Origin of the sequence: Sorangium sp. KYC3313, assembly GCF_052075895.1 — a bacterium.
GTDB classification, from domain to species: Bacteria; Myxococcota_A; Polyangia; order Polyangiales; family Polyangiaceae; genus Sorangium; species Sorangium cellulosum_B.
The window spans coordinates 9590500-9611682 of sequence record NZ_CP197255.1; the positions used below are offsets into that span (position 1 = coordinate 9590500).

15 protein-coding genes are annotated in these 21183 nt (G+C 69.5%); 8 read left to right on the top strand and 7 right to left on the bottom strand.

Going from position 1 to position 21183, the window contains the following annotated elements:
- Nucleotides 1-98: 98 nt before the first annotated feature.
- The 5 genes from ACSRUE_RS36225 to ACSRUE_RS36245 all read left to right on the top strand — a co-directional run bounded on the left by ACSRUE_RS36225 (nt 99) and on the right by ACSRUE_RS36245 (nt 6488).
- On the top strand, nt 99-689 hold the full coding sequence (locus tag ACSRUE_RS36225) for a cysteine hydrolase family protein (protein WP_437768756.1): 591 nt from the start codon (nt 99-101) through the stop codon (nt 687-689).
- Nucleotides 690-777: 88 nt separating this feature from the next.
- Entirely contained in the window at nt 778-1806 is a 1029-nt protein-coding gene (gene hypE, locus ACSRUE_RS36230) for a hydrogenase expression/formation protein HypE (RefSeq protein ID WP_441287562.1), read from the top strand.
- A complete protein-coding gene (hypF, locus tag ACSRUE_RS36235; protein ID WP_441287563.1) occupies nt 1778-4159 on the top strand; it encodes a carbamoyltransferase HypF in 2382 nt (793 codons plus the stop codon). Before hypE ends, hypF begins: the two co-directional genes overlap by 29 nt.
- The gene (locus tag ACSRUE_RS36240; protein WP_441287564.1) at nt 4156-5799 is read left to right on the top strand and encodes a cyclic peptide export ABC transporter; all 1644 of its coding nucleotides are present in this window, start codon (nt 4156-4158) and stop codon (nt 5797-5799) included. Before hypF ends, ACSRUE_RS36240 begins: the two co-directional genes overlap by 4 nt.
- A 50-nt stretch (nt 5800-5849) precedes the next feature.
- Entirely contained in the window at nt 5850-6488 is a 639-nt protein-coding gene (locus ACSRUE_RS36245) for a glutathione S-transferase family protein (RefSeq protein ID WP_441287565.1), read from the top strand.
- A 156-nt stretch (nt 6489-6644) separates the two neighbouring features.
- Here ACSRUE_RS36245 and ACSRUE_RS36250 read toward each other — a convergent pair whose 3' ends face one another.
- Both ACSRUE_RS36250 and glgX read right to left on the bottom strand, forming a co-directional pair.
- A complete protein-coding gene (locus ACSRUE_RS36250; RefSeq protein ID WP_441287566.1) occupies nt 6645-8210 on the bottom strand; it encodes a serine/threonine-protein kinase in 1566 nt (521 codons plus the stop codon).
- Between the two features lie 166 nt (nt 8211-8376).
- On the bottom strand, nt 8377-10728 hold the full coding sequence (glgX, locus tag ACSRUE_RS36255; protein ID WP_441287567.1) for a glycogen debranching protein GlgX: 2352 nt from the start codon (nt 10726-10728) through the stop codon (nt 8377-8379).
- 384 nt (nt 10729-11112) lie between these two features.
- Between glgX and ACSRUE_RS36260 the strand changes: the two genes are divergently transcribed.
- Together ACSRUE_RS36260 and ACSRUE_RS36265 are read left to right on the top strand one after the other, a co-directional pair.
- Entirely contained in the window at nt 11113-12678 is a 1566-nt protein-coding gene (locus ACSRUE_RS36260) for a 4-alpha-glucanotransferase (RefSeq protein ID WP_441287568.1), read from the top strand.
- Nucleotides 12679-12908: 230 nt separating this feature from the next.
- A complete protein-coding gene (locus ACSRUE_RS36265; protein WP_437768764.1) occupies nt 12909-14216 on the top strand; it encodes an ammonium transporter in 1308 nt (435 codons plus the stop codon).
- Between the two features lie 102 nt (nt 14217-14318).
- On the opposite strand, the gene ACSRUE_RS36270 is transcribed toward ACSRUE_RS36265, so the two are convergent.
- Nucleotides 14319-14963, bottom strand: coding sequence for a hypothetical protein (locus tag ACSRUE_RS36270; protein ID WP_441287569.1), 645 nt, complete (start codon nt 14961-14963; stop codon nt 14319-14321).
- A gap of 324 nt (nt 14964-15287) precedes the next feature.
- Here ACSRUE_RS36270 and ACSRUE_RS36275 point away from each other — a divergent pair, with 324 nt between their 5' ends.
- Complete coding sequence (locus ACSRUE_RS36275) at nt 15288-16982, top strand: recombinase family protein (protein WP_441287570.1); 1695 nt, start codon at nt 15288-15290, stop codon at nt 16980-16982.
- 571 nt (nt 16983-17553) lie between these two features.
- On the opposite strand, the gene ACSRUE_RS36280 is transcribed toward ACSRUE_RS36275, so the two are convergent.
- From ACSRUE_RS36280 to ACSRUE_RS36295, 4 genes are all read right to left on the bottom strand, one after another.
- On the bottom strand, nt 17554-17703 hold the full coding sequence (locus ACSRUE_RS36280) for a hypothetical protein (RefSeq protein ID WP_441293204.1): 150 nt from the start codon (nt 17701-17703) through the stop codon (nt 17554-17556).
- Between the two features lie 372 nt (nt 17704-18075).
- Nucleotides 18076-19569 (bottom strand): sel1 repeat family protein, encoded by a 1494-nt coding sequence (locus tag ACSRUE_RS36285; protein WP_441287571.1) that lies wholly within the window; start codon nt 19567-19569, stop codon nt 18076-18078.
- Complete coding sequence (locus tag ACSRUE_RS36290; RefSeq protein WP_441287572.1) at nt 19551-20207, bottom strand: hypothetical protein; 657 nt, start codon at nt 20205-20207, stop codon at nt 19551-19553. The genes ACSRUE_RS36285 and ACSRUE_RS36290 overlap by 19 nt, the downstream gene beginning before the upstream one ends.
- Nucleotides 20200-21000 (bottom strand): hypothetical protein, encoded by an 801-nt coding sequence (locus ACSRUE_RS36295; protein WP_441287573.1) that lies wholly within the window; start codon nt 20998-21000, stop codon nt 20200-20202. The genes ACSRUE_RS36290 and ACSRUE_RS36295 overlap by 8 nt, the downstream gene beginning before the upstream one ends.
- Nucleotides 21001-21183: the final 183 nt, after the last annotated feature.

Genomic DNA, 21183 nt, shown 5'->3' on the forward strand with positions numbered 1-21183 from the left:
CGCGCCGCCACGCTTCGCCGCTCTGCCGCGCTCGTTGCCAGGCAAGGGCCTTTGACTGACTCGTCTCGAATCCATCAACCGAATCCAAGAGGACCATCATGCCCAACATCGCAGTGCTCACCAACGACCTTCAGTACGAGTTCATCGACAAGATGCCGGGAGGTCGCGAGCTCCTCTCCAGGGTGGCGCCGCAGTTCAACATGTTCCTCGGCGCCATCCGCGCCCTGGGGCACGCCGTCGTCCACCTCCAGCTCATCAACGATCCGACCGATCCGCAGATCCAGCGCCGCTTCCGCGGGAAGGAGATCCCGGCGATCAAAGGCACGCCCAACGCCGAGCTGATCAAGGACTTCGTCCATCCGTCCGACATCGTGATGGTCAAGCACCGCGACAGCGGGTTCTACGAGACGCCCCTCGACGACAAGCTGAAGGAGCTCGGCGTCAAGACGATCCTCGTCACGGGCATCCAGACCCAGATCTGCGTGCAGACCACGGCGGCGGACGGCTTCTTCCGCGGGTACAAGGTGTGGGTCCCCGAGGATGGCGTGTTCTCCCTCAAGGAGGAGGACAAGAAGCGCTCCCTCGAGTGGATGGCGTCGTACTGCGCGGCGATCGCCCCCGGCGCGGAGATCATCAAGCGCCTGCGCCAGAGCGACGACCTGCCGAGCCGGGAAGAGCTGCTCGGCTGACAAGGCACGACGAGGCCGCGGAGCCGCGCGGCCTCGTCTCTTTCACGACCCTCACCGCAGCTCTGCGGTGCCAACGCTGGAGCCTCACATGACGAAAGAACACGCGAAAGAGAACGAAGAGGTCGTCCTCGACCACGGGACGGGCGCCCGCCTGAGCCGGGAGCTCGTCGAGCGGATCGCCGCGACGCTCGGCGACACGTACATCGGCGCGATGGAGGACAGCGCGATCCTGGAGGTGCCCACCGGCCGGATCGCCGTCACCACGGACTCGTTCGTGGTCACGCCGCTGTTCTTCGGCAACGGCGATATCGGCAAGGTCGCCGTCTGCGGCACCGTCAACGATCTCGCGGTCAGCGGCGCGAGGCCCCTCTACCTGACCCTGGGCCTCATCATCGAGGCGGGCTTCCCGATCCCCTTGCTCATCCGCGCCCTCGAGTCGGCGCGCGACGCGGCGAGGGAGGCCGGCGTGAAGATCGTCGCCGGCGACACCAAGGTCGTCGGCAAGGGCGAGGCCGACCGGCTCTTCATGAACACGACCGGCGTGGGCGTCTTCGAGCGCCCGCCGCTCGTGAGCCGCGCCGTGCGGCCCGGCAACAAGATCATCGTGAGCGGGTATCTCGGCAACCACTCCATCCACCTGCTCTCGGTCCGCGAGGGGCTCGGCTTCGAGAAGCGGGTGCAGAGCGACTGCGCGCCGCTCAACGGGCTCATCGACGCGGTCCTCAAGGGCGTGCCCCAGGGCGCCGTGGCGGCGATCCGCGACGTGACGCGCGGCGGCCTGTGCGCCGTCCTCCACGAGTTCGCCCGCGCCTCGGGCGCCGAGCTCTCCTTCACGCGCGCGGCGCTGCCCGTGCTGCCGGAGGCCGTCATGGCGGCCGACATGCTCGGCATCAACCTCATCCACCTCGCCAACGAGGGGTGCCTCTGCCTGTTCGTGGAGGCGGACAAGGCGGGTGACGTGCTCGGGATCCTCCGCGCGCACCCCTACGGCCGCAACGCCGCGGTCATCGGCGAGGTCAAGGCCGCGACGGAGCCCGTCGTGTCCATGACCGAGCCCGATGGGACTCAAACCCTGCTCGAGGAGCTCTATGGAGCCGAACTCCCCCGACTCTGCTGACGCTCGGCCGGTGATCGTGACCCGCCGATTCCGGGTCTCGGGCATCGTCCAGGGCGTCGGCTTCCGGCCCTTCGTGCACCGGCTCGCCCGCGCCGTCGGTGCGCGCGGCTGGGTCCTCAACGACTCCCGCGGCGTGCTGCTCGAGCTGCAGGCCGGCGACGAGGCGATCCAGGCGTTCCTGCGCGCGCTCGTCGAGTCGCCCCCGCCGCTCGCCCGGATCACCGGCGTCCGCGAGGAGGCGCTCGCCGAGCCCGCCCCCCGGCACGACGACTTCCAGATCCGCGGCAGCGTGGATCTGCGCAGCACCGACACGCTCATCCCGCCCGACTCGGACGTCTGCGCCGACTGCCTGCGGGAGCTCAGGGACCCTTCGAACCGCCGTCACCGCTACCCGTTCATCAACTGCACCCATTGCGGGCCGCGCTACTCGATCATCTGCGACATGCCGTACGACCGGCCGCAGACCACGATGAAGAGCTTCCCGATGTGCCCCGCCTGCGCGGGCGAGTACGAGGACATCGAGGATCGGCGCTACCACGCGCAGCCGAACGCGTGCCCCGCGTGCGGCCCCCGGCTCACGCTCACCGATCGGCTCGGCGCGCCGATCGCGGCGGAGGACGCGGTGCGCTTCGCCATCGCCCGGCTGCGCGAGGGCGCGCTCTTCGCGGTGAAGAGCCTCGGCGGCTTCCACCTCGTCGCGGACGCGCGCAACGAGGCGGCGGTGCGGGAGCTGCGCCGGCGCAAGCGCCGCGACGCCAAGCCGTTCGCGATCATGGTGGCCGACGCCGAGGCGGCGAGCCGCCATGTCTCGCTCAGCGACCCGGAGCGGGCGCTGCTCGAGAGCCGGCAGCGCCCCATCGTTCTCCTGCGCAGGCGGCCAGGCGCCCTGTCCGAGGCGATCGCCCCGAGGAACCCGAGCTTCGGCGTCATGCTGCCCTCGACGCCGCTGCACTACCTCCTGCTCGAGGACCCGGCGCTCGACGTCCTCGTCATGACGAGCGGGAACCTCTCCGGACACCCCATCGCGTTCGACAACGACACGGCGCTCTCGCAGCTGCGCGACATCGCGGATTACTTCGTCCTGCACGACCGCGATATCCGCACCCGCGTCGACGACTCCGTCGTCCGGCTCACGGAGGCGGAGGGGCTCGACGCGCCGCTCGTCTCGTTCATCCGGCGCTCGCGGGGCTACGCCCCGTACCCGATCCACCTCCCGCAGGACGTCGGCGCGGTCGTCGCCCTCGGCGGCGAGCTGAAGACCACCGTCGCGGTCGGCAAGGACAACCAGGTCTTCATCAGCCAGCACATCGGCGATCTCAAGAACGACGCGACGTTCGGCGCGCACATCGACTGTTCGTCGCACGTCCAGCGGCTCCTGTCCGTGCAGACGGACACGGTCGCTTGCGATATGCACCCGGCGTTCCGCTCCACGCGGGCGGCGAGGCGCCAGGCCGGCGCGGAGGTCGCGACGGTGCAGCACCACCACGCCCACATGGCCGCCTGCATGGCGGAGAACGGGCTGAACGAGCGGGTGATCGGCGTCATCTTCGACGGCTCCGGCTACGGCCTCGACGACACCATCTGGGGCGGCGAGTTCCTGGTCGGCGACTACCGCGAATTCGTGCGCGCCGGCCACCTCCGGCCGATGTACCTCCTCGGCGGCGACAAGGCGGTCAAGGAGCCCATCCGCGTCGCGATCTCGCTGCTCGTGGAGACGTTCGGGGAAGAGCTCGGCGGGATCCGCGTCCCGGCGCTCCTGGACGTCGCGGAGGAGCGCCGCGACGTCTTCGTGAAGATGGCGCAGCGGCGGCTGAACGCGACGGCCACGACGAGCATGGGCCGGCTGTTCGACGGCGTGTCCTCGCTCCTCCGCATCTGCCACGAGGTCGAGTACGAGGCGCAGGCCGCCATCGAGATGGAGGCGCTGCTCGACAGGGACTTCCGGACCGCGCCGCCGCTCCAGTACGGGATAGACGAGCGGGACGGCCGCCTCGTGGTCGACTACCGGCCTCTCGTCCGGGATCTCCTGCGCGCGCTCGACCAGCCGGACGCCACACCCGCGCACCTCAGCCGCCGGTTCCACTCGACGATCGTGGATATGATCGCCGCTGTGTGCTTGCGCCTGGCCGACAAGTTCGACGTGCGCCGCGTGGTCATGAGCGGCGGAGTCTTCATGAACGAGTTCGTCCTGATCAACGCGCTCCGGCGCCTGAAGAGCGAGGGGCTCACCCCGTATTGCCACCGGCTGGTCCCGCCGAACGACGGCGGGATATCGCTCGGCCAGATCCTTGTCGCGGCCGCCCGCGGCCCGTCGGCGCGAGGGGAGCGCCCCACCACCACCGAGCGTCCATGAAGCTCCTCGCGTTCGTCGCCGGCTACTCCCGGCGGATCCTCGTCCTCGCGATCGTCGCGGGGGCGCTCTGCGGCGCCTGCAACACGGCGCTCCTCGTGCTGATCAACGAGGCGCTTCAGGGCAAGCGCGGCGCGGTGATGTGGAGCTTCGCCGCGGTGTGCCTGCTGCTCCCGTTCGCCCGCTACCACTCGGAGATCCTGCTCACGCGCCTCAGCCAGGGGGCGCTCTTCGACCTCCGGGTGAAGATCTGCCGGAAGATCCTCGGCGCGCCGCTCCGCCAGATCGAGGAGATCGGCCCGTCACGTGCGCTGACCGCGCTCACGGACGACGTCCCCGTGATCACCACGGCGCTGATGCAGATCCCGATCGTCTGCATCAACCTGGTCATCGTGGTCGGAGGCCTGCTCTACATGGGGTGGATGTCTCCTGTCATGCTGGCCTCGGTGCTGGCGCTCATCGTCCTTGGGATCGTCGGGTATCAGCTCCCGATGAGCCGGGCGACACGGCATTTCCGCCGCGCGCGCGAGGCGACCGAGGAGCTGATGAAGACCTTCCGCGCGCTCACGCGCGGCGTGAAGGAGCTGAAGCTCCACGCGCGGCGCCGCGAGGCGTTCCTCGCGACGTCGCTCGAGGGGGAGGCCGGCGTCGTCCAGGCGAGCAACCTGCGCGGCATGGTCGCGCTCACCGCCGCGAACGGGTGGGGCCAGGCGATGGTGTTCACCATCATCGGCGTGACGCTCTTCGTCGTGCCGCTCTTCCAGGAGGCGAGCGCCGAGGCGTCGATCGGCTACGCCCTCGTCCTCCTCTACCTGATGACGCCCATGCAGGTCCTCATCGGCGCGCTCCCGGCCCTGAGCCGCGCGGGCATCGCCGTGCAGAAGGTCGAGGACCTGGGCGCGAGCCTCACGGTCGAGGCGAGCGGGTCAGAGGCAGGGGCAGCGCTCCCCGAGAGGTGGAAGCGGCTGGAGCTCGCCGGGGTCACGCACGCCTACAGATCCGAGGGAAAGGACGACACCTTCACGCTGGGCCCCATCCACCTCAGCGTGCGGCGCGGCGAGCTGATCTTCCTCGTCGGAGGCAACGGCAGCGGCAAGACGACCCTCGCGAAGCTGATCGCGGGCCTTTACGCGCCCGAGTCGGGCCAGATCCGGCTCGACGGCGAGGCGATCACCGACCGGAACCGGCAGGCGTACCGGGAGCTCTTCTCGGTGGTGTTCTTCGATTTCCACCTGTTCGAGCGCCTGATCGGCCTCGACTCTCCCGAGCTCACCCAGCGCGCGCGGGGTTACCTCTCTCGCCTGCAGCTCGATCACAAGGTGTCTGTCGAGGGGGGCGTCCTCTCCACGACGTCGCTGTCGCAGGGGCAGAGAAAGCGCCTCGCGCTGCTCACGGCCTACCTGGAAGACCGGCCGGTCTACCTGTTCGACGAGTGGGCGGCGGACCAGGATCCGGTGTTCAAGGACGTCTTCTACCGCCAGATCCTCCCGGAGCTCAGGGCCAGCGGCAAGACGATCCTCGTCATCAGCCATGACGACAGGTACTTCGGGCTGGCGGATCGCGTCCTCAAGATGGACTTCGGCCAGCTCGTCGGCGATGCCCAGGTGACCGCGAGATCGGACGAGACATACGCCAGCGCCTGAGTTAGAAGCTGGCGTGTTCGTCGTCCGACGGCGAGCCGACGGGAGGTGTCATGGAACCGCTGGTGCTGTATCTTGGTACGAGGACGTATTCGACCTGGTCGCTCCGCGCCTGGCTCGCGCTGCAGCACACCGGCGCTTCGTTCACGGAGGAGGTCATCGCCCTTTACCAGCCGGGGTCGCGCGAGGCGCTCCTCCGGCGCTCCCCCTCGGGGCGCGTGCCGGCGCTGCAGCACGGCGACCTCGTCCTCTGGGACTCCCTCGCGATCTGCGAGTATGTCGCCGAGCTCTTCCCCGAGGCGCGGCTCTGGCCGGGCGATCGTGCGGCGCGCGCGCTCGCCCGGTCGGTGTCGAGCGAGATGCACTCCGGGTTCACGGCGCTCCGCAACGCGATGTCCATGGATCTGCGCAGGGAGATCGCCCCGATCGCGCGCGACGCCGCGGTGGACGCGGACATCGACCGTGTGACGTCGATCTGGACCGAGTGCCGGCGGGCTCATGGCCAGAAGGGGGAGTACCTCTTCGGGCATTTCACGATCGCCGATGCCATGTTCGCGCCGGTGGTCACGCGCTTCCGCACATACGCCGTCCCGCTCGCGGGCGCCGCGGCAGAGTACGCCGAGACGATGTGGCAGCACCCTGGCCTCGCGGCGTGGGTCGCGGCTGCACAGACGGAGTCGCTGGCCGGCTAGTTCCACCCGCCAGAGGTCCTGCCAGGGATACGGAGGGAGATTTCAACGCAAAGTCGCAAAGTCGCAAAGTCGCAAAGTCGCAAAGTCGCAAAGAATGAGCAGATTTTGCGAGTTTTTGCGTCTACGGCTCGGCGAAGAGCGGTTCGCGATCGACGCTCAGAAGATCGCGCTCTTCCCCGTGCCTGCGTCGGTCGTCCGCTTTCGTGAGGGCGCCTTGCCGGTGCTCGCAGGCGCGCCGGACGCGCGGACGGGGCGCGCCGCGGCCGGCCGCGGCGCGGGCACAGGAGGCGCCGGAACGGGGCGCTCCGCGGCGGACCGCGACGTGGACGCCGGAGAGGTCGGGACGGGGCGCTCCGCGGCTGGAAGCGGAGCGGGCTCCGGCGGCGGCACGGGGGACGGCGCTGTCGCGGGCGCGGCCGCGAGAACCGTCGATGTCGTGCCCGCCGGGGGCGCCGCGGGCGCCTGCGCCACGAGCGCGCCGCGGGTGGCGGCAAGCACCTCGTCGCTGATCGCCCGCAGCTCGGCGGTGGCGTCAAGGCGCTGCGAGGGCAGCGCGGCGGTGAGCGAAAGCCCCAGCCCGAGCGCCACGACGAGGCCGGCCACCGCGAGGCGCAGCCCCGCCCGCCGCGCCGGCGCGGCGGGCGCCGGCGCGCTCGGCGCAGCCGAAGGGCCGACCGCGGCCACGAAGGCGGAGATCATCGGCGCGATCGAGGGGAATCGCTCCGCCGGATCCAGCGCGAACGCGCGCGCGAACCACGTCTCCAGCTCCGGCGGCGCGCCGGGGCACAGCGTCGACAGCGGGGGGCGCGCGCCCTCGAGGATGGAGGCGAGCACATCGGCGATGGTGCGGCCGGCGAAGGGCTGCCGGCCGGTGAGCGCCACGTGCGCGACCACCGCGAGGGCCCACATGTCGAGCTGCGGGTCCGCGTGCCCGTCGCACGTGTGCTCCGGGCTGAGGTAGCCCGGCGTGCCCAGCACCACGCCCTCCGCCGTCTGGCGCGGGAAATCGGCCGCCAGATCCTGGCGGATCCACTTGGCGATCCCGAAGTCGGCGACCTTGGCGCGCAGGCGCCCGTCGCGCCCCTCGCGGAGCAGGATGTTCGACGGCTTGATGTCGCGGTGCACGATCCCGAGGCCGTGCGCCACCGAGAGCGCCTCTCCGATCTGACGGAGGAGCGCGGCCAGCTCGGCCGCGGGCACCGGCCCGCGCTCGTGGATCAGCTGCCGGAGGGACCTGCCGCGCACGTACTCCATGACGAGGTACGGGCCTGCCTCGGCGTCCTCGCCGGCGTCGTGCACGGTGACGATGAAGTCGGTCTTCCGCCCGAGCTGGGCCGCGACCTGCGCCTCGAAGCGGAAGCGCTCCATCGCGTCGATGGCCAGGTTCTGGCGCGGGAGCACGAGGAACTTGAGCGCGACATCGAAGCGCCGAACGCTGTCGTGCGCGCACCACACCTCGCCCATCGCGCCCTGGCCGAGCGGATGCACGAGCCGGTACCGCCCCGCCACGACGCGGCCAGGAAGCAGCGCCGCGCGTGCCTCGTCCCGCCCTGTGCCGCCCGGAGCAGGAGCGCTGAGCGGCGCAGGCTGCCCGCCCAGCGTGGTGGCGTCGCGCGCGGCATCTCTTGCCGAGGAATCGGGCGGTCGACCCAGGGAGGGCGGCTGCAGCACGCCGGTGACCTTCGTGCCGCCGCCATTTCCCGGACCGGTCGATGCGTCCATCGGACAACGACCTGAGGAGAGGGGCGGCGACATGGCCTCCAGCGTATCGCGAATGCGGATGCCTTTGAACGGCGAACACCCCGCCCTCCTCGCGCACGTGCACCTGGAGGCCCACGCGTCAGCGTCGCGAGGCGCAGCGCTGCTGTACTTGTCAGCGCCGGGACGACTACGCCCGCTGCGCCTTCACCCGCTTGACCTTCTTCTTCTCCTCCTTGCGCTCCAGGAGCCGCAGCACCGCCACGGACCGGTCGACGAGCAGGTAGCGCTCTCCCCCTGCCCTCGCGGGCACCGTGCGCGCCGGCTCCCCGGCGGTGCGGGTGTCGATGAGCACCTCCCACCGCTCGCCGAACTCGATCGCGGGCAGCACGAACTCCAGCGGCGAGTGGTTCGCGTTGATGAGCACGAGCAGCGTGTCGCCGGAGATCGGCTCGGCGTGCGGCCCGCGCGCCGAGAGGGCGTCGCCGCCGAGCAGGTAGCCGATCGCCCGGGCGTTCGGGTGGGTCCAGTCCTCCGGCGTCATCTCGGCGCCGTCGGGGCGGAACCACACGATGTCCTTGAGCCCGCTCCCGTGCACGTAACCGCCCGAGAAGAACATCCGCCGGCGCAGCACAGGCTGGCTGCGGCGCAGGGCGATGAGGCGGCAGGTGAACTCGAAGAGCTGCATCCGCCGCTCGTCGAGGTCCCAGTCGTGCCAGGAGAGCTCGTTGTCCTGGCAGTAGGCGTTGTTGTTGCCGAGCTGCGTCCTTCCGATCTCGTCGCCGGCGTTGATCATCGGCACGCCCTGCGAGAGGAGGAGCGTCGCGAGGAGGTTGCGCTTCTGGCGCTCGCGCAGCTCGACGACCGCGGGGTCGCTGGAGGGGCCCTCGACGCCGTGGTTGTAGCTGTGGTTGTTGTTCGTGCCGTCCCGGTTGCACTCGCCGTTCGCCTCGTTGTGCTTCTCGTTGTACGAGACGAGATCGTTCAGCGTGAAGCCGTCGTGCGCCGTCACGAAATTGATGCTCGCGTAAGGGCGGCGCCCGCTGGACGCGTACAGATCGCTCGACCCGGTGAGCCGATAGCCGAGGTCGGCCGCCAGCAGATCCCCCTTCCAGAAGCGGCGCACCGAGTCGCGGTAACGGTCGTTCCACTCCGTCCAGAGGACCGGGAAGTTGCCGACCTGATAGCCGCCCTCACCCACGTCCCACGGCTCCGCGATGAGCTTCGTGCGCGAGAGGACGGGATCCTGATGGATGATGTCGAAGAACGAGCTCAGGCGGTCGAAGTCATGGTGACCGCGGGCGAGCGCCGACGCGAGATCGAAGCGGAAGCCGTCGACGTGCATCTCGGTCACCCAGTACCGCAGGCTGTCCATCACCAGCTGGAGCGTCTGGTAATGACGCGTGTTCACCGTGTTCCCGCAGCCCGTGAAGTCCATGTAGTAGCGCGGGTTGTGCGGGACGAGCCGGTAGTAGGTCCAGTTGTCGATCCCCTTCAGGGAGAGCGTCGGGCCGAGGTGGTTCCCCTCCGCGGTGTGGTTGTACACGACGTCGAGGATCACCTCGATGCCGGCGGCGTGGAGCGCCTTCACCATCGCCTTGAACTCGGTCACCTGCTGGCCGAGCCGCCCGCTCGACGCGTAGCGGCCCGCGGGCGCGAGGTACGCGAGCGTGTTGTAGCCCCAGTAGTTGACGAGGCCGCGCTCCCAGATCTCGCGCTCGCTCGCCATCTCGTGCACGGGGAGCAGCTCGATCGCCGTCACGCCGAGCTTCTTGAAGTGGGCGATCGCCGCCTCCGAGGCGAGCCCGGCGTAGGTGCCGCGCAGCTCCTTCGGGATGCCCGGGTGCCGCTGGGTGAAGCCCTTGACGTGGACCTCGTAGAGGATCGTGTCCTGCCAGCGCGTCGCCGGCGGCCGGTCGCCGTCCCACGCGAAGCGGTGGTCGACGACCACCGACTTCGGCGCGCCCCAGGCGCTGTCGCGGTGGCAGATCTCCAGGTCGTCGAGCGAGGCCGGCGGGGGCGGCGGGGGCGGCAGCGTGGAGTCCTTCCCGCGCGCCTCGGCGGCGCGGCGATCGCTCGCCGTCTTGCCCGCGCGCCCGCCCTCGCCCTTCTCGGGCGCCGCGCCGTCCCGGCCCGCCTCCCTGGGCCGGCCAGCGCCGCCCTCGCCGCGCTCGGGGTGCCCCCCGCGGTCGTACGCGAAGAGCGGCGCCTTCCAGTTCGGCTCGCTGGAGAGCGCGTACGCGTAGGGATCGACGAGGAGCTTCGCCGGGTTGAAGCGCTGCCCGGAGCGCGGGTCGTAGGGCCCGTGCACCCGGTAGCCGTAGAGCTGGCCGGGCTTGAGCCCCGGCACGTAGCCATGGAAGACGTGGGCCGTCCGCTCGGGGAGCTCGATGCGCTCGCGCTCCACGACATCGTCGACGGCCTCGAAGAGGCAGAGCTCGACCTTGGTGGCGGACTGGGAGAACAGCGTGAAGTTGACCCCCTCGCCGTCAAAGACGGCGCCGAGTGGGGTGGGCGTGCCGGGCCATATGCGTCTGGTCATCTGAAAAACCTGTGAAGCCGCCCTATTCGCGAGATCGGCGCCGCTGTCGAGACACAAGCGCGCGCGGCCTGATTTTTCGGTCGCCGCCCCCGGGATCGCCCGCCGCCCGGCCGCTCGGCGGGCCCGCCCTCGCGCCGCGCGCGGCGCCGCGGCCCTCCTGCGCGAGCTCGGCGGCGGCGGCTCGGCAGCGGCGGCGGCGCGACGGCGCTACCGCACGGTCGCAGAAGGAGCATCCAGGGCGGCGCGACCCGGGATAGACTTCGCCCCCGAACGCCTGGAGCCAAGCGAAAAACGCCCATGTCTTCCCCCTCTGCTGAAAATCAGTCCCGGAGCTCATCGTCGCCTCCCGTCCCCGGTTCCGGCACGCGCCGCCGCATCGCCGGCGTGACCGTGCCGCTCTTCTCCCTGCGCAGCGATCGCTCGTGGGGCATCGGCGAGATCGGCGATCTCCCCGAGTTCGCCGCGTGGATGCGCGCCGCTGGCCTGCGCCTCGTGCAGCTCTTGCCGCTCGGCGAGGTGTCGGGGGGCGAGACGTCGCCGTACATGGCGCTCTCCGCGTTCGGGATCGATCCGATGTTCATCTCGCTGTCCGCCGTGCCCGAGCTCCCGGCCGAGCGCCTCGGCGAGGCGCTCGGCGACGACCTCGGGGCGCTCGATCGCGCGCGGAGCAGCGCGCGCGTCGACTACGATCTCGTGCGCCGCGTGAAGGGGCGGGCGCTGCGCTTCGCCTTCGACGTGTTCGAGCGCGAGCACCACGCGAAGCAGACGCCGCGCGCGGCCGAGCTCGGCGAGTTCGTGAAGCGGCAGTCGGACTGGCTGCCCGACTACGCGCAGTTCCGCGCGTTCAAGGACGCCTTCGGCGGCAGGGCGTGGTGGGACTGGCCCGAGGCGATCCGCGAGCGCAGGCCGGAGGCGCTCGAGGCGCTGCGGCGCGAGCGCGCGCGGGACATCCTCTACTACGAGTACGTCCAGTGGCTCGCGCACGCGCAGTGGGAGGCGGCGCGCGCGGATCTCCGGGGCAAGGGCGTGGAGATCATGGGGGATCTCCCGTTCATGGTGTCGCGCGACAGCGCCGACGTGTGGGCGCACCAGGGCGAGTTCCGGCACGACATGACGGTCGGCGCGCCGCCCGACCAGTTCGACACGGAGGGGCAGCGGTGGGGGCTCCCGCCGTACTTCTGGGCCCGGATGCGCGAGAACGACTTCGCGTGGCTCAGGCGGCGCTGCCGCTACACGGGGCTGCTCTACGACCGGTTCCGCATCGATCACCTGGTCGGCTTCTACCGGACGTACATCTTCCCGGAGCAAGGGCAAGCGGCCCAGGGGGCCGAGCGGCCCAGGGCGACCTTCGATCCCGCGGAGGAGGCGGAGCAGCGCGAGCACGGCGATCGGGTCGTGCGGGCGATGCTGGCGGGGGCGGCGGAGACCGGGGCGCAGCTCGTGGCGGAGGATCTCGGCGCGGTGCCGGGGTGGGTCCGGGAGTCGCTCTCGGAGCTCGGGGTGCCGGGCTACAAGGTGCTGATCTGGGAGAAGCACGACGTCGTGTTCCGCGATCCGGCGGAGTATCCGGCGCTCTCGGTGGCCTGCTTCGGGACGCACGACACCGACTCCGTGGTGGTGTGGTGGGAGTCGCGGGACGACCGGGAGCGCGCCGGGGTCCTCGATCTGCCGCAGCTCGCGCCGCGCCGGCAAGAGCTCGGGCCGCAGTTCACGAAGGAGACCCACCGCGCGCTGCTCGACCTGATCCTCGGCTCGAAGAGCGAGCTCGTGCTGCTGCTCCTCCAGGACGTGCTCGCCACGCGCGATCGGATCAACGTCCCGGGGACCGTGGGGCCGCAGAACTGGTCGCTCCGGCTGCCGGCGCCGCCGTCTGCGCTCGATCGCGATCCCGAGGTGCGGGCCGCGCTCGATCGGGTGCGCGAGAGCATCGAGTCCAGCGGACGCGGATGACGCTTCATCTCCCGCCGCCTCACGCCCCCTCGGGCCCACCGGCGATATAGTCTCACTGCAAATCCATCGACCCGCTGTAGAAGCGAGTCGGCCAGCGCGCTGACCGCGGAGGCGCCCACGCGCTGACTCGCTGCGTCGTCGCGGTACGCTTCGTGCTGTCGCGAAGTATATGCCGACGAAACATTCCGGAAAACTGCCTTCTCTTAGTGTCGCCGTCGAGGAGGCCACCAGTGAACGAAATCAACGCCTCGGACACCACCTGGCTCCTGGTCTCGTCGGCAATGGTTCTGCTGATGACGCCAGCGCTGGCCCTGTTTTACGGGGGCATGGTCCGAACGAAGAACACGCTCAGCACATTCATGCACAGCTTTTTCGCCATGGGGATCGTGACCCTGGCGTGGGTGACGCTCGGGTACTCGATGGCGTTCGCCGAATCCAAGGGCGGGTTCATCGGCGGCCTCGACCACGCGTTCCTGAACGGCGTTGGCACCGAGCCGCGCGCCGGGATGACGGTGCCTCACCTCCTGTTCATGGCGTTCCAGATGATGTTCGCCATCATCACGCCGGCGCTGATCTCGGGCGCTTATGCGGAGCGCATCAAGTTCTCGTCGTATGTGGTGTTCACGCTGCTCTGGTCGCTCCTGGTCTACAGCCCGCTCTGCCACTGGGTCTGGAACCCGGGCGGGTGGCTCCTCGCGCGCGGCGCGCTCGACTTCGCCGGCGGCACCGTCGTTCACCTCTCCTCGGGCGCGAGCGCGCTCGTCATCGCGATCGCGATCGGCAAGCGCAAGGGGTACCCGACGCGCAAGATCGTGCCGCACAACCTCACCATGACGCTGCTCGGCGCCGGCCTCTTGTGGTTCGGCTGGTTCGGCTTCAACGGCGGCTCCTCGCTCGCGGCGAACGGGCTCGCCTCCGTGGCGTTCGTGAACACGCACATCGCCGCGGCGATCGCGGCGCTCGCGTGGGCCCTGATCGAGGCCGTGCGCTTCGGCAAGCCGTCGCTCCTCGGCGTGGCGTCGGGGCTCGTCGCGGGCCTCGTCGCCATCACCCCGGCGGCGGGCTTCGTCGGCCCGATGGCGTCTGTCGCGATCGGGCTCGCGGCGGGCGCGGTGTGTTACGGCGCCGTGATGCTGAAGGGCAAGCTGGGTTATGACGACAGCCTGGACGCGTTCGGCATCCACGGCGTCGGCGGGCTGCTCGGCGCCCTGCTCACCGGCGTGTTCGCCTCCACGGTGTGGAATTCGGCCGGCCAGGACGGCCTCATCAAGGGCAACACGGCGCTGCTCACCGAGCAGGCGATAGCGGCCGTCGTCGCGGCGACTTACGCGGCGGTGGTCACCTTCGTGCTCGTGAAGGGGATCAGCGCGGTGATGGGCTTCCGGGTCGACGAGGAGGTCGAAGACGAGGGCCTCGACGGCGCCCTCCACGGCGAAGAGGCCTACTCGCTCGGCGAGGGCGGCGCTCACGCCATCGAGAGCGAGCCCCCGGCCGCCAGGCCGGCGGCGGCGCCCGTCTTCGTGCGCGAGAGCGCCTGATCCAGCGCAGCGGAGGCTCGCTCGCGGAGGCCGCCTGGCGGGTGCCAGGCGGCCTTCGTCGTTTTGTCCCCTTGGCCCCCTGCCCTTCCTGGCAGGGAGCGGTCACCTGCACGTGAAGGCGGGCTCGCCGGTCTCCTCGCAGCCGTGCTCGCACGTGACCTTGGCGCACCCGCAGCGGCGCAGCCCTCCGCGGTCGCCGTCGGCGCGCTGACCGCAGTCCTCGCTCAACGTGCGGCACTCGTCCTGGCAGCGCCCTTTCTGGGCGGGCGACGGCGCGCAATCGACGACCGCCGCCCCGCCGGAAGAGCCCGCGCCGCTGCACAGCTCGACGGACGCGACCTGCTCCAGCAGCGGGATCCTCCCCCCGATCATGCATTGAGCGTGCGGCTCGCAGACGTGGTCCCGCAGCACCGCCAGCACGCGGACGCGCTGCCCGGTCAGCGCGCGCCAGTCGGGGCCGAGCCAGCGCTCGGCGTCCTCGCGCGACAGGATCCTCCCGGCGATGAGGGGCTGCGAGCCCTTCGTCAGCGCCAGCGTACCGACCCAGCGCTCGCGCGCCGGCGCGTCGCCAGGTCGCTCCCCCTCGGTCGACGGAGACGCCGGCGGCGCGCCGGCGGGCGCGGCGCTCGCGGCGGGGGCCGGCGCAGCGACCCGCGCCGTCGAGGCGACCCGCGCCGCCGGCGCCGTCGAGGGAGGCGCGCTCTCCGCGCAGCCCATCGCCCCGGCGCAGCACGCGCCGGCCAGCACCCCGCGAAGCCATCGCCGCAATCCCGCCGAGACGGGGTGGAGCCGCGGGGAGCGCATTGAGTTCGTGGAAGGCACAGGACATTTTTACCATACGCCGGCGTGCCTGCGCGCCAGGGCGCGGCGGTCCGGCGGAGCGGGCCGCCCGCCGGCCGCTGCTTGGCGCCCGCGGCGAGCAGGCTCGAGGACAGCAGCGTCTTCGCCCACCCGATCCAGAGCTGCGGAACTTTTAGTACACGCAGGAGAGGCCGAAATTGCGGCCAAAACGGGCGATTTGCTCAGCCGCGCGGGCTGGAGCATGATCAACCTTTCGGACAGGTGAAACAAATGAAAGACGCAACCCCCAACGCCGCGATCCGGCGTACGCTCGGCTACCCGCGCGTCTCGACGAGGGAGCAGGAGATCGCAGGCGTGTCCCTGGACGCCCAGGCCGAGAGGATCGGCAACTACTGCCGGCTCCATTCGCTGCCGGAGCCGATCCTGTTCCCGGAGGTAGAGAGCGGCGGCGAGGAGAACGAGGCGAACCGGAAGAAGGTCGCCGCGCTCCTGGCGGACGTCCGCCGGGGGGACATGGTCATCGTGACGGACATCGACCGCTTCGGGCGCGACGTGGTCTTCATTGTCAAGAACGTTCGGCAGATCATGCGCAAGGGCGCCGTGTTCGTCGCCATTGACAAGGGGTTCGATTCGCGCTCGCCGATGGCAGAGGACACGCTCGCCAACTGGGCGGTCGGGGCGGAGCAGGAGCGCCGTCGGATCAAGGAGCGGACCGAAGGGGGGCGGAAGCACCTGCGCGCACAAGGGCATTTCGTCGAAGGGCATCCGCCGTTCGGCTACGAACGCCAGCCGAAGCCGAAAGGGACGAAGACGCCGCTCCCCCTCCGCGTGGTTCCGGAACACGCCGCAGTGGTGCGTCGCATGTTCGCGCTCTGCCTTGAAGGCTATAGCGTATTCGCGACCGCTAAGCGGCTCCGTCAAGAGTACGGCAGCATTAAAGCGTTCGGGCGCGCCTGGGTTGTTACCGCGCTGCGCAACCGAACCTATACGGGCCGTGTCGCAAAGACCAGCGTTCGGCCGAGCGCCACGCGCGGCGTCGTGCAACTTCCGGCCGAGTGGATCCCTGCACATGAGGCGATCATCGACGATGAGACATTCAACAATGCTCAGCTCGCGCTGAGAGGCCGGCGCCGCGGGAGGAAACCCCAGGACGCGTCTGCGACGGCGAACTACTTGCTGCGCGGCTTCTGCCGTTGCGCGGAATGCGGCGGCAGCGTCGCTGCGCGTCCGGTGGACCGCAACGGCCGACACAAGGTGGGCTACTACGTCTGCCGTGGCCATGTGGAGCAGAAGGAGAAAGGCGTCCGGTGCAAGCTCGCGGCATGGCTTCGTCAGCCGGACGCGGACGCCGCTGCGAGTGAGCAATTCTTGACGTTTGCTCGCTCGCTCCTCACTTCGCTGACGAGACCGCCGCGTCAGATCGAGAAGCCAGACTTTGCCGCCCAGCGCCGCGAGATCAAGATGTCGCGACAGCGAGTTGTGGAATTTGTCGCAAAGGGGCTCTTCACCGTCGACGATGTAAAGATGGAACTGAATCGCCTCGACGACGCGCTTGCGGCGATCGAGGCGAAGGAAGCCGAGTTCAAGGAAACGGCCGGCAACGACACCGTCGAGACTCGAAAGCACGCACACGCCTACGTCCAACAGATAGTCGACGAGTGGGATGTTTTGCCGCTAGACATCCAGCGAGCACTAATCCGGTCGTTCTCTTCGAAAGTCGAGGCAACGAAGGACAAGCAGATCAGGACCACATGGCACGATCCATCGCAGATATCAGCGGCGCACGGGGCGCAGGAGTTGCCAGCGCTCCGCCCTGCGCCGAACGTCGCTGCGCTCCCCGCCCCCTCGCCCATCGCCTCGCCGTCCCCGATCGTCGCCGCGCTCCCTGCGCCGACCATGTCCGCGCGTGACTACCTCGGCTCGCCGGAACGTGCCCCCGCCTCAGTCGAACGTTCGCGGGGCTGACCGCTCTGCGTGAACCCCATGGAGGGGGGGCGCGTTAGCATGGACGCGGTGCGCACCCTGCTCGGCTGGCTCCTCTCGGCGCTCGCAGGTAATATCGCGCGCTCTCATTGGCGCCGCTGCTTGCGCTCTTCGCTCCACCGATCCTTTCGCTGCTGTAGCTCGCGCTGAAAGGACTCGACGCTCGCCGCGCTTGAAGACGTCGATGGCCCCGAGCTCGCCCATGCACCGGTGCGATCGACGAGTTGGTGCGCCCGAGCCTCGACGCCGGCGCGTTCCCGAGCTCGCCCATGCTCACATCGACGTCGGCGCGGTCGATGAGCTTGCTCTAGAGGGCCTTGATGCCGGCCGCGCCGCGCTCGAAGGCATCGACGGTCCAGAGCTGGCCCATGCGCCGGCGCGCGGGAAGCGCCCGGCCATCGCCATGGGCACGGCCTCTTGCGGCTCTCGCCGGGGTCGACGATGCTGGGCGCGGGGCGGTGTCGGCCCACGACTCGGCGCAGGCACAGGCGGTCCTGAAAGAGGTCCCGGCGAGGCGGCTGCCGCCTGCGTCGCCGAGCGAGGCTCGTGTTGTTCAGGTCGCGTCGGCGTCGCCGGTGCTCGGAGCGGCGCGCGACGATTTCGCCCAGGCGTCGGGCAGCAACTCGTCCAGCCTTTCGCGCGGCGAGCCCGCCTGCAACTTGCCGCCCTCCGCCCGCTCGGTCCACTCCACCCTCGTCGCCATCGCTTCCTCCTTCGTCGCGATGGCAACAGGTAACCGGCGCCACGCTGATGATCACCATGGCGTTGGCTGGGTGGATACGGCGCCGCCTCTGCGCCATCGATCGCGGCGGACGCGCTCGACTTGTCGGGGCGCCGCCCTCGTACGCCGGCGTCACCGGTCCCGCGCTCCTCGGCCGTCGCTTCGGGGTCCCTCAGTCCGGTCTCTCCGCCGTTGCCGGCGTCCCGCCGTCGCTCTCGCATCACACGGCGAGCCTATGTCCCCGGCCTGCTCGACGTTAGGATGGGCTCTGCCGAACGGATACAATCTGCCGGGTAGGGAGCCTTGCACAAGGGCGCATCGAAACGCGATTGGCGGAGCGGTCACGCGAGGAGCTCAGGGGCTCGTGGGAGTTCTCGCAGGCAGCTGGCATTGCTGGCTGCACTGCTGAGCGCTCGGCAGCGATGCCGGGAGGCAGGCCGGATACCAGTGGACGTAATTCCCGCTGATACCGCACATCCGCTCTTCGCACAACTCGCGCTCCCAGCCGTAATTGGACGTACAGTCCGCGACGCACCCATTGCGCTTGCGCTCGAAGCACGACTGGAACGACGCGGTGGAGGCCCCAACGCGACACGCTCCTTCGCAGACCTCTTGCGGGGCCGCTCGCTTCGGCAGCCCCGCCAGGGACGCCTTGGCCGCCATGTCGCCAGCCGCGGCCAGCCACGTGTAGACGAAGTACGCCTTTGCCCGGTCGACGGCCACCCCGGAGGCCCCGGTATCATGGGCGAAGCCGACGGCGTATTGCGCCCACGGGTCGCCCTCGTCTGCCGCCATCTGGAGCAGCTCGTGGCGCTTGGTCAGATCCTTCGGCACATCCCAGCCATGCTGATGGTGGCGAGCGAGCTTGAGCATCGCGTCGATGCGCGCAGCCCGCTCCTGAATCCCGGCAGGCTTGCGGTTGATCGTCGCGGCGAGCGATGCCGCCGTCTCTGCGCGCTCCTCGGCGACCATCTTCTGGAGCGCACCTTCCAGCGCTTGCTCCTGCGACAGATGATAGCCAAGAGGCTGCGAGCTGTAGGGCGGCTTCGCATAGAGCGCTCGCCAGGCCGTCTTGTGCTGCGAGAGGGCTTGCAGCACCCGTTCGGCCTGGCCCGGGTGGCTCGACTGCGCCGCGGGCATGTACGTGTACCACGCGCGGCCCTTCAGGCACATGATGGCGCCGGATGCGCCCGCAAGGGGGACGATCCCGGTGGACATGAGGGCGCTCACCGCCCAGCTGTCGGCGGCAAACTCGATCCCTCGTGTCGCAGAGGGGGGCGTGCTGACCGTGTAGAATGCGTCGAGGGCGTGGTGACCCAGCTCATGCGCGAACACGAACGTAAGTGCCTGATCGAACCAGCTCGCGACCATGGCCCGGACCTTCGGCGAGGCCCACTCTTGGCGCTCGCTGCTGGACAGGCCGGCAAAGACCTCCAAGGGCAGCAGGCGCTGATTCTCCCAGCCGATGCTCCCGTTGGTGTGTATGTCGTACGCCGACCAGAGATCTCGAGTCAGCGGGTTGGCCTTAAACGTGGCCTCCATCATATTGGCTTCGATGCATGCCCAGAGCCTGGCGATGTATCCTACCGAGATGAGCACGCCACGACCGCTGTCACTACTCGTCGCCATGGGCATCGAGAAGTCGGCGAGGTCGGGCACAACGTTGATGTCCACCGAGTTGATCTTCAAGGCTTCACGGGTCGGGACGCTGCCTGCCACGCGCTTCCTGTAGGCGTTGACCGCTGCGCGTGTCTCCTGGGCCAATTGAGACGCCAGCGGCGTCGGCTGGGCATGTGCCGAGCTGGTCGACACCGACAGCACTGCCGCGATCAGAGCGACGCGTTCCATGCCCCTATCCTCTCCATCAAGGCTTGCTCTTCACTCGTGAGATCGCCCTTCTTCTTCGTTGCCAACTCTCGATATTTTTTCTCCTCGTCAGGCGTGACGCCTCGAGATCTTATCGCGAACGCTTGCTCCGACAGCACAGATGTCGCCTGTCCGACATTGTACTTGACTGCAAGCGCGCGAAGCTCGGGGTCGGTCATGCGCCCAAGGTCGCGGGCAAAGTACATCATTGAGTTCATGGACTGCACGAACCGCAAGGCCGCCAACCTGTCGGCCTCTCCGGCGAAGCCGATCACCATGGAGCTGACCTTGCACCTGGAGCACTCCTGCTTCCGTGCGCTGGCCAGCATTTCGGGGAGGCATACGGCGAGGTGCTGGGCGACGCTGGCGGTCACATTAGCGTCCGGCTTGTTGCTCCCCAGGCTCTTTTCGTACTGTTCGTACAGTCTTGCGACGGGCAATACGTTGCAGTCGTCCTTGGCCTGTTTGATCGCTTCCATCAGCTCCTTCGGGGCATTGGGCTGCGTCCCCGCCGAGGTGCTCGAGAACGTCGAGAGCAGCAGAGCGCACAGCAGCGTGAGCCTCGCCGACGCCTTGCGATACGACCTGCCACTGATGTCCGGCCTTTTCTCGCTACTCATTTGCAGGCTCCTGGTTGCGTTTACGCTCTCTTTCCTCGTACTCCCGAAGCCGTTGCGCTGCGCCGCTCTCGGGAGCTCTATCGGTCTGTGCGTCGCGGGGGGAGGCGGCGTCACGATGACTTTCGCGCAGCTCCATGAACGGGTTGGCAAACAGCGTCGCCAGCAGAATGGCCGCCCCCAGGATCGCGATGATGATGCCAGGCGAATCCGTCGCGAGGCGCGCCCTGAAGCGCGGGGGGCCGCCCTTCCCCTGGAATGCGATCCGGACCCGCCGCAGGACGATGGTGCAGCCGATGAGACATACCAGCGTCCCGACGAGGAAGGCGCTGTTGCTTCGTATGGTGATGACCTTCAGGGAGGCCACCGCGAGGGAATAGCGCTGCTCCGAGTCGCAGAGCTCCGGGGACGCCGTGCAAGAGGCCGGGGTCAGCTTCGTCAAGGCGTCGCTCGTGAAGCGCCAGAAGAACCAGGCGACGAACCCGAGCACGGCAGCTATCAACCCCCAGAGAAGGTAGTCCTCCTTGTGGGCGGTCAACTCATGCAGGCTCGCGTTCCCCTGGTTTTCCGTTGCACCCGCAGGTGATACCTTGGGCGCAGGGGACGGCGCTTCTTCGCCGCCTGCGCCTTGCTTGGCATCCCCGGGCGGGCTCCCGGAGACGAGGGGGGAGTCGCGGCTCGCAGGCACCGGTGCGCGCTGGGAGCTGGGGAGGGCGAGCTTCAGCGAGCGTTCCGGCTGGATCGCGCTGCTCTCGCCCGTGTTCGTCGCAGCGGACTGCTCGTCGTTATCGCCCATCTCATCCCCTCCACCAAGCTCGCAAACCGCGCTCGCGTCGCTCACGCGATGCTGCATTCACAGGGCGGCAAGGCGTCGAATATACACACGGCGGACAGAAAATCGTAGAACCATCGCCCGAGTCAAGCCCCTCGCGGGGCGGCGCCGGACGAGCCCACGTTCGCTCCTCGGACACCTCCTTAC